Genomic DNA, 12,407 nt, shown 5'->3' with positions numbered 1-12,407 from the left:
TGCGTATGCAGGCAAACAGGGTGGAGGATATTCGCGCCCGAGACGGCGAGCTGCAGCGCGTGGTCCGCATTGCGAAGAAGAACATGCTGGCTCTTGTCGGGCGCCAGCAGGACGATTGCACGACAGGGCAATGCCGAGAGTTCGAACGGCGGTGTCGGCGACGAGGCAGGCAACCGTTCCGCAATGACCGGCAGCACATGGACGCACCAGAGCGGACACCAGAATACGACCGAAGCGCGGCCACAAGACTCCGCGAAACAGAACACCCCAGCGTGACAGGTCGCCGGCCGACGCGACCATATCGAGAAAGGATTGGAGAGACCAAGTCTTGCAATGCTGGCGCGCAGCGGTCAGATCGCGCTGGAACGCTGGATTGCGGCGTAAGAACTCCCAAGCCCACTCCCGCAGCGTCAGGCCAGCGGTGTAGTCGTATGATCTTTCATCCCGCCAATCGGCCTGATCCGCGCCAGTCAGGAGATTCATGACTGACATCCCCTGCCCGCGCCTGCGTGCGTCGAAACATTATGCCACTTCGCAAAGCATCGGCGAAGGCAGCAGACGTCGAAGACCCCGTTTCGTTGAAGCGTCAGCCATCGCCACTGTCGGCGACAGAAGATGTGCCCAAATTGCCACCAGACCGTCGAACTGGCACAGCGACGGCCAGCGCGACCTGGAATTGATCCCGTAACGGTCATCGGCTCCTGCGTCGCGATCCAGACGTCCCTTGAAGGCGCAGTAGCGCGGCAGTGGATCGCACGCTGCTTGTCGGCAAGTTGTCGTAGCGGCGGCGCCATAGGCACGGTCATCGGAGGGTCTCCTGCGGCAAGCTTTCGCCATTGGAGGCCAATCTCCCCGCTAGGGCAGCCTGTGCAGTTGCACAGGTGAAGCGGATCAATCAGGGGGAGCCATGGCGGAAACTGGATGATGGCGGCTTGAGGAGAGCGGCGTATCGAGGCGGGTGATGAAGCCTGCCAGTACCTCTCAAGGAGAGTGATACGCCATGAACGAGACTATCAACACATTGTTCGCCTTCGTCAGCCCGACGAAATCGATGATACCCTGACGGATGTACTTCGCAGCGGCGCGCGCAAATTGCTTGCGCATGCGATCGAGATGGAGGCCGAGGCGTATGCCAAGGCGGTCGACTGCCTGACGAAAGATCATATTGCGTCGCTGGCGCTCTACGATTTCCCCGCCCAACACTGGGATCATCTGCGAACGTCCAATCCCATCGAAAGCGTCTTTGCAACCGTTCGCTATCGCACGGTGCGTACCAAGGGCTCGCTATCCTCGAAAACCGCCCAGCTGATGGTCTTCAAGCTGTTGGCCGCGGCCAGGAAGTGGCGACGATTGAAAGGACAAAATCAGTTGCCGAAACTCATCGCAGGTGCCAGGTTCCTGGACGGAATCCAGGTCATCGAAACGAAGCCGCAGAGCGCCGCTTGATCAGCCTCGTCACCCAAATTCCAGCATAGCTCCATCGGAACTGCCAGCCTTCCTTGCCGATCAGGCGCATATCAGCGCTGACGATACCGAGGACGGCGATGGCGGTCACCTCCAGGCCGCCGAGTAACGACCCTCAAAACACCGCACTGGTCGAGGCCAGCCTGAACCGGTATCTTGTGCCTGCCCTCGGGAGTCGCTCTATCCACCATGTGATCGACACCGACATTGCTAACATCACCAAGAAGATCGTCGCCGGGGGTCACCCGCAAGCGGCTAACACGGCCTTCTGGTGTATGCGGGCATTTTTCAACTGGTGTCGCAAACCGCCGCAACGGCTCATCCGCGGTTTCCCCGCGAGGGATTGGAAAATCCGGATCCGGCCCCGATCGTCAAGCGCAAGCGAGTGGTGAACGATGCCGAACTGGCGGCTATATGAACGGGCTGTGAGCCCGAACCGGGCGATATCGGCTATTCGTTCGGCTCCATCGTCAAGCTGCTCATTCTGACCGGACAGAGGCGTACGGAAGTTGCCGCGATGCGTTGGTCCTCAACCTTGAAGCCGGAACATGGAACTATCGGGTGACCGCACGAAGAACGAAGAGCCTACGCTTATTCCGCTGTCCACACTGGCGGTGTCGGTCCCCCAGACGGTACCGAAGACCAATGACACGTTTTTTTCCCTGCGAGGGGCAACGAAAGAAGCCACTTCTCAGGCTACGCGAAGGGCAAGAAGGCTCTAGACGGCAAGGTCAATACTGACGGGGTGGCTTTGGAGAACTGGACCCTTCACGATCTGCGCAGGACGCTCGCGACAAATCTCGGCAGGCGGCAGGTATTGCCACACGTCATCGAGCACATACTGAATCACAAGGCGGCGTCCTTGACAGACATTGGCGAAATCTACAATCTCTATAGCAACGTCAAGGAGAAGCGCGAGGTGTTGCAGATGTGGTCAAATCACATCGAATGGCTGATCAAGCAGGCTGCGGATGACGCTCTGGCGGCGTAGCTGCTGGCATGGGCGGAAGATGCGGCGCAACAATCGTCAGAGCCTCATCGAATTGGAGAGCATGCTTGACCAGCAAATGCGCGGCCAATGCTTCGATGGCTGACCAGTGATCGAGTACTAGCCGGGCCGTGCGATCTTCGATCCGCCTCCAACGGGGGCGGCGCGGCATCAGGAACCGCAACTCACCATAGATTCGCTTGGCATCCGCGTAGTCGCTGCTCCCCTCATTCCCATCGGACGCATTCATCGCCATATCGCGCGGGTCCAGATAGCCTTCGAATGCGGATTCTGCAAAAGGACCTGCCAGACACGCAACTATCTCCCGGATCGCATCATCGCGTTCCAAACATCGATCCATATCGTCCTCGAAAATCGGCTTTCGCTTCGAGGTGAATCCTTGCGCTGAATAAAAACCCGCGCCTTCGACAACACCACCGCACTCTCCGTCACCGACGTCGGGGTAAATACTAACACTTGAGAAAGCAGGGAGTTCACGGTCGTCGTCGAACGTCTGACGGTGCAAAACGATGGCGGCCACCGCGTGCCCGGCTTCGTGATGCGCCACAAGCGGCAGATATTGGGAGGCTACATTCATGCGGTGCGGCTCTCAGGTCTAGTTTGCTTTTGCGCATAGGACCGCAATTGTCGTGCCAACTGGGAAAATCGTTTCGGGCAATGCGATCGCTCCGATAGCGTTGCGTCTCCTGTCTGACATTGTTGGGAAGTCGACACGCGCCCGTCGCAATGCGGTCGACCTTCCGCGCGAGTTGGGTGACCCGTGAAGGCGGCCGACCAGGACGATGTTGCGCTGATCGGCGACGAAGGCGCGGCCGGGCGAGATCGCGCATCAGGGGGTGACCGGCGTGTCGGCGAAGTCGAAGTCGTCGATGTCCTTGGCCAGCGGCAACTTGGCGACAGCGAACTGGTATTTGATGGAGCGGGCCTGCTTCTCCGATATCTCGGCCTGCAAGAGATCACCGACAATCCTGGGCGGCTCGTGCCGTCGCTTGATGGCGACGCGCCCATGATCTCGTCATAGGCTCTGCGCATTCCGTAGAGCTTCAGCGCTCCCATCAGTTCCAGTACCTCGGTGCGTTCCATGGCTGTTTGTCCTCCTGAGACTGTCATAGCGGGTGCAGTCGGCGACCGCTCGTGAGCTAGCTTCAGCGCTTGGGGAATGGAAAGGATCGTGCCCGGCGCCGGATCGCGGCTGCGGGCCAGGATGTTGAGGATCACCGGCGCCGACGATGCACCGTGCTCGATGGCTTCCTGACAGGCGGCCTCGACCGCGCTCAATCCGTCGGTCAGCACCCAGGTGAGGATCAACACCATCTGCCGGTCGACGTCATCAACCGCCTTGAGCTGCGCCGCACCTTCTCCATTGCCGACCGCACGACCCAGCCAAGGAACGGCGCGCGCCGTGTGCCAGGGATCGTAGGCGACCTCGTTGCGGCCAAAGGAGCGAACGTGTTCTCCCACGACCACGCCATCCTCTGGCGGATGCGATCCGATCGACATAAGCATGGATCTCGATGGGCCGACCGACGGCACTCGACAGCACCGAGTATTTGTTGTTGTCGAAGCGCACCGTGCAGGTCTTCGACACCGACGGGGGAATGCAATGGAAGCCGTCGAAGCGACCGGCAGCCGCTCCCGCTGCGGCTTGGCCGCATTCGCCGACAGCAGCCGGTCCCGCGTCTCACGCCGAGCTCCCATGCGGGGATAGGGCTGGTGCTTGCGCTCGTAGCGGAACTGCGTCTCCTCAGAACGCAGGACCTTGCGCACCACCTTGCGCGAGATCTTCAGCTCACGGCAGATCGCTTTGATCGACTTCCCCTGGACCAGCGACAGCCGACGTATCTTTGCAATCGTCTCTAAAACCAACATCCAAAACACAAATGCCTCCGATCAAGCCGGAGGCATCTTGATGACCCCATCGTTAAGGGGTCCCGTTTGGACGAAAATCACCCTTTAAACAGGGTCCCCATTCCACGAAAAATCAATGCACTACCTTCCAAAGCTGCGAGAGATCGCCACCGACCGCTTTGAAGGGGCTTTCGGCGGTCTCGTCAGCGAGGTTGTGGCATGAAGAAACATCAATCCACAGCATTGGGCCGAAGCATGCCACGGGCTCATGCCGCGGGAGAGCGGGAAGATATTCTTGAAAGAAGAAGCGGTCTCCGACATCAATACCGACAGGATGGGCAGCTTTCTCACATCACTTGAGGTCGAGCGTGGCAGTTGCGACCCGCAATGCAAGGCTGGCGGCGATGCATGCCTTTGCGCGGTTCCTGATTTCGGAGCACCCCGAATATTAGGATACGCTGCAACTGGTGGTGACACTTCCCTTCAAGAGGGCGCGTGGGTGGCACCTGTCGAATATCTCGATGAGCCCGGAAATCAAGAGCGTCCTGGCGCGTATCGTCCGCCGCACGCCTTCTGGACAGCGGGATTACGCTCTGTTTTCGCTGATGTTCAATACGGATGCACGAGTTCAGGGATCCTGAATCTTCGATTGTGACCTTCGTCTGGTATCGCCCTGTCCCGCCGAGCAAAGCAACGACCGCCCCACACTGCTCACCCGGTTCGGTGTTCCATACTTGCTGCGCACACATGGCTGCGGGCGAAGGAACCACCATGGCGGAAAAAAGCATCCATCATCGCCCTTTGCGGGACACGACGGCCATCCACCTCGTCAAGGCGGGTGTTGACATCGCCACCATCAGTCGATGGCCAGGCCACTCGGGCTGAACTAACGATGCGCTACGCCCAGGCCGGTATCGATATGAAGCGGCAAGCGCTCGAACAAGGCTTCCCCGACGTGATGTCATCGGCAAAAGATCAGACGATCATCGCTTTGATGGCTGGATGTTTGGCTGGCTGCACCGCTTGTAGACGCTCAGTTATGTGGAGTTGTATCGCGGGAAGTCGCGCGTCTTGGGCTTTTGCGGTGTCAGCTCCACATCTCTCCGCAGTGCACGTTGTCACTGTTGAAGAGCCGTTTGTTCAATCTTCGTCCTGGCACGGCAAGGGTTGTCGATATTGTGGGCGTCTTGCGCTTGCCGAGCTTGTCCGAAATCCAGCGCCGGATCAGGCGTGAACACTGTTGCGTAGTTCGTCAGCCAGAGCGCGGAGAACGTCGGCGCTTCCTTCCAGCGCCGTAAAAGCGTAGGGATTGAGGAACTGTCGGCCCCAGAACAGATTGCGATCTGTGCCGGATAGCGTAGCTTCCTCGCTGACACGCGGCCAATTCTCCGCAATGCATCGGAGCTGGCCTTCAACAATCGCAAGAGCTTCCGGCGCGCTGAGCAGGAAGTGATGCGCCGCTTCAAGGCAGGACGCTATCCGGCTCATGCGGTTATTGCCGCTGATGAGCATGGCCTGGCTGGCCTCCTGGCCACTGCGGGCCTGCGGACAAATATCGTACGCAGGCGTGAGGGTGAGCTTAGCGCCGTCCCAGAATGCCGCATGGTTGCGGGCATGATCGTCGGTGTTGCCGCAAAGTATGTTGAAGACAATGCGGCTGAACAACTCGCGCAGAGTTTCCGACGGCGCGGTGAATCGGTGGCGAATGATCTCCGCCAAATCCTGGTAGCTGGCGTAACGCGCCATCATCTCATCGAGCGCGAGCATCGTCAGCGCTGAGACCATGGATTTGCGTTGCCAGCCGCCCGTGACCTTGATCCGGTCGAATCGCTCGACGAGCAACACGTCGTTGCCTGCGGCGCGAACGAGCGAGACGGATGCCGCTCTGATGCCGCACAAGGCGGCAAGCCGCATGGCTATGAATTCTCCTTTGACGACGCTGTAAAGGTCGGCAGACGAGGAAAATTTCGCGACATGCTTGACGGCGTCACCCTCGATCAGCGCCTTTGGCCTTGCGCCGCCGATCGAGCTGCCGTGATGCAGCGCCTGATCTAATTCGGGGGTGAGCGGAATACCTTTCTCTACCCGCTCCGCCGATTGGACAAGCTCTTCGAGAGTGGCATTGGCCAGTGCGCGCGGCTCGTAATGCATTGGCGAAAACTGAAAATCGAGCGCGCCGATGCGGTCCGAGCCTGATTCCAGCAAGAACGTCAGTTCTGAAATATCGAGCCGCGCGATTTCATCGCCCTTCACACCGAATTTGCGGTTTAGGATAACCCGTCGTCCCCAGGCATCAGGGGCAGCATCGCGGATGCATCCCGGCATGGTTAGGCCAGGAAGCAAAGGCAATTCGCCTGCCTTCAGGGGCAGTTCCGGGAGATAAAGCGGGATCGCGCTTCCCAGTTCACGAAAGCTCCTGCCATAGTTGAAGCTGACGAGTCCGTCATGGGCATATAGCCGCCCGGCGACAACCGGCGCGGTCTCGCCCGGCAGCCAGACCCAGACATAGGCTTCGTCGTACTTGGGGACCTTAGAACTCATCGACGATCTGCTTGCCGGCCTTGTAGACGTGCTTCGGCAGCAGCGCGATGCGATCGTCCATGCGGCCTGTGAGGGCTGTGATGCCATTGCCGTCGGCATCGAACAGCTTCACACCGACAATGGCAGCAGCTTCGAACATCAGTCCGATTTCGACTTTGGGATCGCCCTTCTCGATGCGCTGCAGGGTGCTGCGTGAAACACCGATTCTCTCGGCTAACTCCTGTGCGGTTAACCGGTGCTGCATCCGGCCAAGCCGGATGGTCTTACCGAAAAGGCCAAGCGCTTCCATCGCGTAGCGCGAATAGGTGCGTTTATACGTTGCCTTCATTCGGGTCTCTGTGACCTATGCATGATCCATATCGCCTTCTTTCGAACTTTATATAGGTAATGTCACAGAGCGACTGCCAAAGTCAAGACTCCGTATCGCAAGCGTTACCCATCCGAACGAGGAAGGCGGATATTGCCGACGGCTCCTGCACAACCGGCCAGCTCTGCGCGTCTCGGGCGAGGCGGAGATCTGGCGCTGGATCGCGGACAGCCTTGAGACGCCTCGCATGAGTCATTCATGGGCGGTCCCTGGTGCGGGGCCGCGGCGCTCGACTGCTGGCCGACATTCTCGGCGGCGGGACCCGCATCCGGCTACACCAGCACTTTTCGACCGCATACGCGCCCAGCTTCTCTCCGAAATCATTGCCAATGAGCGCGAACCTCATGCGATCGCCGAGCTGGCCTGGCGGCGCGGAATCTACGCACGCATCCGTATTCGAGACCGCCCAAGGGAGGCTGACTAGCGTAACGCCCTCCGATCTAAGCGCCTTCCACAAAGCCGCTTTCGCACGCGACGGGCTGCATGTGGCGGTCGTAGGCGACATAGATGCCAAGCCCTGAGAGTAAGGCTCTACCAGCTGTTCGGCGATTTGCCTCAGAAACTGGCGCTTGCCGGCGCGAACCAGTGGTATCGCGAGGGCGAGCACGCCGAGCGCTTTTCCTCCGCCCTCCACTGACCACAGACCCGCACGCAACGAAGCCGCGCTCGATCTTATCGTGGCGTGGCTAGGTGCAATGTTTGCTCTCGCCATCAGGCCGGCTTTCCCGATGGCGTGGTCAACCTGATCTATGCGTCCGAAGGTGATCGCGTGGGCCGTGAACTCTGCACCAATTCCAAAGATCAGCTTTACCGGTTCGAACGAGGTCGGACGGCTGCTGATGCGTCAGTGCTCTGACCAGATCAAGAAGGTCAGCCTTGAAACCGGCGGCAATGCACCTTTCATCATCTTCGATGATGCCGACATTGACGGTGCTGTTGACGGTGCGGTCCAGGCGAAGTTCCGCAATGCCGGCCAGACCTGCGTTTCCGCGAACCGCATTTACGTCCAATCGAGCGTTCACGATGAGTCCGCCGAGAAATTGTGGAGAAGGTCCGGCACTTATCAGTGGTCCGACGTCTACTCCCGGAGCGAAGCCGTCGCCAACCCAAGATCGAGTCCCACATCGCAGATGATAATTCGATGCGGGGCCGAACGATAAATATGCATGCTTTGGCCACCCCGAGGCAGGGCTCATTGAGATGATCCGACCGCCTTGGAACAAAGATGGGGTAGAGCAGATGAAGCGTTGGCAGCGTGTCTCCATTCGACGCGAGCGCTTAGGATGGGATCACGATCATTCGCATCACGCGCAGCCGCAAGGGCGATGCCATGGCTACTTTGGAATCGTTGAAGTGGTTTGAGCCGGACAGTCACAAATACACCCGTTACGCCGCGGCTCAGGAAACGGGGCGGCGTCCGGCGGTGGAGGTGCTCGCTGACTTAAAAAGGGTGCGGGCAGTCGTTGCGCTTGAGAGCGACGACATTTGGGATCCGGCACGGGGTGACCTGCTGCCAATCGGCAGTTAACAGGGTCCGACAAAAGTGTGCACAACATGCTGCTGAAGTGGCCTCCGGAAGCGCTACCGGAAGTTACGCGTCTTGAACTTGATAGGGTCGATATGGTCATACTGCATCGACGATGTCGCGCCCCTTCGGCATGCCGCGCGGATCGATGCCCGATCCGCCGTGATGAGCCTCGTCCCTCGGCCGTGCGGCAACGGAAACGGCGTCTTGCGGTTTCCCACGCTGGCCAGCCCGGCCGACAGATCGGTCAGCTCGTGGGCGACGAGGTGCACCACCTCCTCTTCCGTCGGATGCGTCCGCGGACGCCGAGCATGGCCGAAGCAAGAAGCACGCGCCGGAATTTCTCGAGAGATCTTGACCCAGACGACGACGTTTGCCGCACCCGTCTCATCCTCCAGAGGAACATGAAGCCTTTGGCCGAGCCCGGCCGCTGCCGGACCAGCACCAGGCCGGCGGCCTCGAGCCAGCTTCTGCCTCGCGCCTGCATAGCATCCTGACAGGTCACGGTGCGGCGCCGGTTAGGCGGCACGCCGATTTTGGCAACGCTAGCCTGTGAACTGAAGAATGAAGGTCGGACTTGCGGCACATCGATTAGGTTCAAATGATAAGTTGCTGCCCGGCGAGGTCGTTTCAGCGCATCTCGACTGGTGGGTCGGCAAGACAATGCGGAACGGAAATGATCGCAGGCGTAAAGGACGGCTTTCGGGGCCGGAAGCTTCAGGCCTGGAACCGGACCCCAGTTTGGCGCAAGCATCGTGGCCTCCGCCCGGTCAGGCATTCACCGGCTCGCGAAATGCCAATTGATTCTGCTTAACCGGGCATACCTAAACGGCCACTTGCGTTCCGATCGCGACCACACGTCCGGTCGGGATCTGGAAATACTCCGTCGCGTCGGCGGCCGTGCGCGCCAAGCCGATGAACAGCTTGTCCTGCCACACCGGCATGCCGGAGTTGGGTGACGCCTTGAGCGAGCGACGCGACAGGAAGAAGGACGTCGTCATGATGTCGAACTTCCAACCCTGCTTGCGGCAGATCGCCAGCGCACGCGGGATGTTAGGCTGTTCCATGTAGCCGAAGGTCAGTGTCACCCGCATGAACAGCTCATTGATCGTTTCCATCTTGATCCGCTCGCTGTCGGGCACCACGGGCTGCTGCGCCGTCACCACAGAGAGGATGACGTTCTGTTCGTGCAGCGCCTTGTAGTGCTTCAGGCTGTGCATCAACGCGGTCGGCGCACTGGCGGGATCGCTGGTCAGGAACACGGCCGTACCGGACACCAGCTGCGGTTTCTTCTTCAACAGATTGCCCGCAAGGAAATCGAGCGGAATCTGGTTCCTGCGCGTCTTGTCAAATAGATACCTGCTGCCTCTTATCCAAGTCCACATGGTCATCACGATCACTGCGGCAATGGCAAGCGAGGCCCAGCCGCCTTCGAATACCTTGACGATGTTAGCTGCAAAGAAGCCGGTATCGATGAAGACGAACACCGCCATTAAGGCTATCGCGACGCCGAGCGGCCATTTCCAGATGCGCGTCATCACAACAAAAAGCAGTATGTTCGTCACCAGCATATTGCCGGTCACCGAAATACCGTAGGCCGAGGCCAGCCGGCTGGATTCGCCGAAGCCGACCACCAGCAGCATCACCACCAGCGCCAGCATCAGGTTGATGCGCGGCAGATAGATCTGGCCCGACTGTTTTTCCGACGTGTGCTGGATGACGAAACGCGGCAGCATGTTGAGCTGTACCGCTTGCCTGGTCAGCGAAAAGGCGCCGGAGATCACCGCCTGGCAGGCGATCACGGTCGCCGCCGTGGCAAGCACGACCATCGGAATAAGCGTCCAGCCCTGGTTCATCTCGAAGAACGGATGACCGACAACGCCGCCATTTGCCAGCACGAAGGCGCCTTGCCCGACATAATTGAGCAACAGACAAGGGAACACGATCGCCAGCCAGGCGAGCACGATCGGCTTGCGGCCGAAATGGCCGAGGTCGGCGTAGAGCGCCTCGGCTCCGGTGACGGCGAGGAAGACTGCACCAACCGTAACGAAGGCGACGTCAGGCGAGTTGACCAGGAACGACACGATGTAATGCGGGCTGATTGCCAGCAGGATTTCCGGGTCGTCCATGATGTGGTTGAGCCCGGAAAGGCCGATGGCCAGGAACCACAGCGCGGTAACGGGTCCGAACACCAATCCTACGCCGCCGGTGCCAAACCGCTGTACCGCAAACACGATCGCCAGGATGGCCAGTGTCAGCGGCACCACATAGGGCTGGAACGTCGGCGTGACGACATTCATACCTTCGACCGCCGACAGTACCGAGATTGCCGGCGTAATGACGGCGTCGCCAAAAAAAAGCGCCGCGCCGACGATGCCGATGCCGATGCCGATGCCGAGGATCACCGCAGAGCAGGTCGGGAAACTGTTGCGCGCCAGCGCCATAAGCGACAGCACTCCGCCCTCGCCTCGATTGTCGGCGCGGAGCACGAACATGATGTATTTGATCGTCACGGTGATCGTCAGGGACCAGATGATCAGCGAGAGTACGCCGAGGATGTCGCCACGGCTGGCGACGTTGCCACCCGCTGATGCATGCAACGCCTCGCGAAATGCATAGATCGGGCTGGTGCCTATATCGCCATAAACGACACCTAGTGCGCCCAACATCAGCGCCTTGGTGCTGTGCTGCTCGACCTCAGAATGGCTCGATTGTTCGACAGGTTCTGCCTCGTTACCAGCATTGGTAAGGGCCATGGACGACACTCCGATAAGCGCGCGGTGCTCTACGCTTGCTGCACTGCAATATCAAGTTCCGTCACGTAATGTCTGCCGTCTCGCCTGTCGTTGCTCGCCTTGGTAGACTCGCCAGCCCGCAGCCCTACCGAGCAGCAATAGCGCCCCGGCAGAACCCTCAATCGCCCAGATCAATGAATGGTTATCGCCCACAGTGCCCCCCCGCGATGCGGCCGATGGCGACCAGGGTGTCGTGGGCGCACAAGGATGGCGCTTTCCTGATGACGCCGTGCTCCAGGTGTGATCGCACCGTTGCTGCGCAAGCCATTTACTTGCTCGTCCCAGCGAGGACCGTGGCCAACTGGAACGCAGGGCCACGCCGCTCACCGGCCGCACTTTGCGGCGCAGATAACGATTCGATCTCCGCGGCGAGATTCTGGTTGAAGAAGCCACCAAGCTTGTCGAAGGACACACGGTCGTAATATCGACATGCCAGTATCCGCAACCCAGAAAAGCTCCTTGGGCTCCGCTGCGCGCGCCACGAACAACCCGATCTTCTCTGCGAAGAGGACGCCGTAATCCTTCAGGTTGAAGCCAAACCGGGGGGCGGCCGTGACGTATGGGCGAAGGGCTAGGAGGCGGGTTCGGTGAGGAACGGCATTGATGTCCACGCCGTCTCCTGGAAAGACAGAGGAATGCGGTGTCACCGACTGGCGCCGGAGGTTGATCCGGTGATTAGGAGGAGCACTCGTTGTCGGATTCTCGACGATGTCGGACATCTGACACAACGCTGCCAGAGCGATCACGTTGTTCCGAAACGATTTTCCCAGTTGGCACGACAATTGCGGTCCTATGCGCAAAAGCACTGCGATGCCGCACCGACTGGAAGAACTCATCAATGATCACGCTTTTCGAACA

At 59.7% G+C, this 12,407-nt stretch carries 7 protein-coding genes and 5 pseudogenes; 4 read left to right on the top strand and 8 right to left on the bottom strand.

Translation table 11 applies throughout. From position 1 onward, the window contains the following. Positions 1-266: pseudogene (locus tag EN991_RS07605) on the bottom strand (DUF2285 domain-containing protein); the annotation flags it as partial. Positions 267-990: 724 nt separating this feature from the next. Between EN991_RS07605 and EN991_RS07600 the strand changes: the two are divergent. Continuing rightward, positions 991-1,446, top strand: coding sequence for a transposase (locus EN991_RS07600; protein ID WP_256748481.1), 456 nt, complete (start codon positions 991-993; stop codon positions 1,444-1,446). 880 nt (positions 1,447-2,326) lie between these two features. Continuing rightward, on the top strand, positions 2,327-2,455 hold the full coding sequence (locus EN991_RS41645) for a hypothetical protein (protein WP_135907184.1): 129 nt from the start codon (positions 2,327-2,329) through the stop codon (positions 2,453-2,455). Here the strand turns inward: EN991_RS41645 and EN991_RS07590 are convergent. The 3 genes and pseudogenes from EN991_RS07590 to EN991_RS40780 all read right to left on the bottom strand — a co-directional run. Then, positions 2,421-3,050, bottom strand: coding sequence for a hypothetical protein (locus EN991_RS07590; RefSeq protein ID WP_127368491.1), 630 nt, complete (start codon positions 3,048-3,050; stop codon positions 2,421-2,423). The genes EN991_RS41645 and EN991_RS07590 overlap by 35 nt on opposite strands. A 192-nt stretch (positions 3,051-3,242) precedes the next feature. Continuing rightward, positions 3,243-3,556, bottom strand: a pseudogene (locus EN991_RS07585) (ATP-binding protein); the annotation flags it as partial. A gap of 10 nt (positions 3,557-3,566) precedes the next feature. Then, a pseudogene (locus EN991_RS40780) lies at positions 3,567-4,100 on the bottom strand (IS21 family transposase); the annotation flags it as partial. Between the two features lie 516 nt (positions 4,101-4,616). Between EN991_RS40780 and EN991_RS07575 the strand changes: the two are divergent. Then, a complete protein-coding gene (locus EN991_RS07575) occupies positions 4,617-4,976 on the top strand; it encodes a hypothetical protein (RefSeq protein ID WP_126066776.1) in 360 nt (119 codons plus the stop codon). Between the two features lie 569 nt (positions 4,977-5,545). On the opposite strand, the gene EN991_RS07570 is transcribed toward EN991_RS07575, so the two are convergent. Both EN991_RS07570 and EN991_RS07565 read right to left on the bottom strand, forming a co-directional pair. Then, positions 5,546-6,862 carry a HipA domain-containing protein gene (locus EN991_RS07570; RefSeq protein WP_063169281.1) on the bottom strand — a complete coding sequence of 439 codons (1,317 nt, stop codon included), beginning with the start codon at positions 6,860-6,862 and terminating at the stop codon, positions 5,546-5,548. After that, a complete protein-coding gene (locus EN991_RS07565; RefSeq protein ID WP_063169282.1) occupies positions 6,852-7,190 on the bottom strand; it encodes a helix-turn-helix transcriptional regulator in 339 nt (112 codons plus the stop codon). The genes EN991_RS07570 and EN991_RS07565 overlap by 11 nt, the downstream gene beginning before the upstream one ends. Positions 7,191-7,801: 611 nt before the next feature. On the opposite strand from EN991_RS07565, the pseudogene EN991_RS39800 reads away from it, so the two are divergent. Next, a pseudogene (locus EN991_RS39800) lies at positions 7,802-8,298 on the top strand (aldehyde dehydrogenase family protein); the annotation flags it as partial. A 512-nt stretch (positions 8,299-8,810) separates the two neighbouring features. Here the strand turns inward: EN991_RS39800 and EN991_RS07550 are convergent. Continuing rightward, positions 8,811-9,271: pseudogene (locus tag EN991_RS07550) on the bottom strand (OB-fold nucleic acid binding domain-containing protein); the annotation flags it as partial. Positions 9,272-9,578: 307 nt separating this feature from the next. Continuing rightward, positions 9,579-11,510: a potassium transporter Kup gene (locus tag EN991_RS07545; RefSeq protein ID WP_127368490.1), complete on the bottom strand. Its 1,932-nt coding sequence runs from the start codon at positions 11,508-11,510 to the stop codon at positions 9,579-9,581. Positions 11,511-12,407 lie beyond the last annotated feature (897 nt).

Origin of the sequence: Mesorhizobium sp. M7A.F.Ca.US.005.03.2.1 (genome assembly GCF_003997795.1) — a bacterium.
GTDB lineage: Bacteria > Pseudomonadota > Alphaproteobacteria > Rhizobiales > Rhizobiaceae > Mesorhizobium > Mesorhizobium ciceri.
Note: the sequence above shows the minus strand (reverse complement) of the source record. Positions and strands in the feature narration are given on the sequence as shown.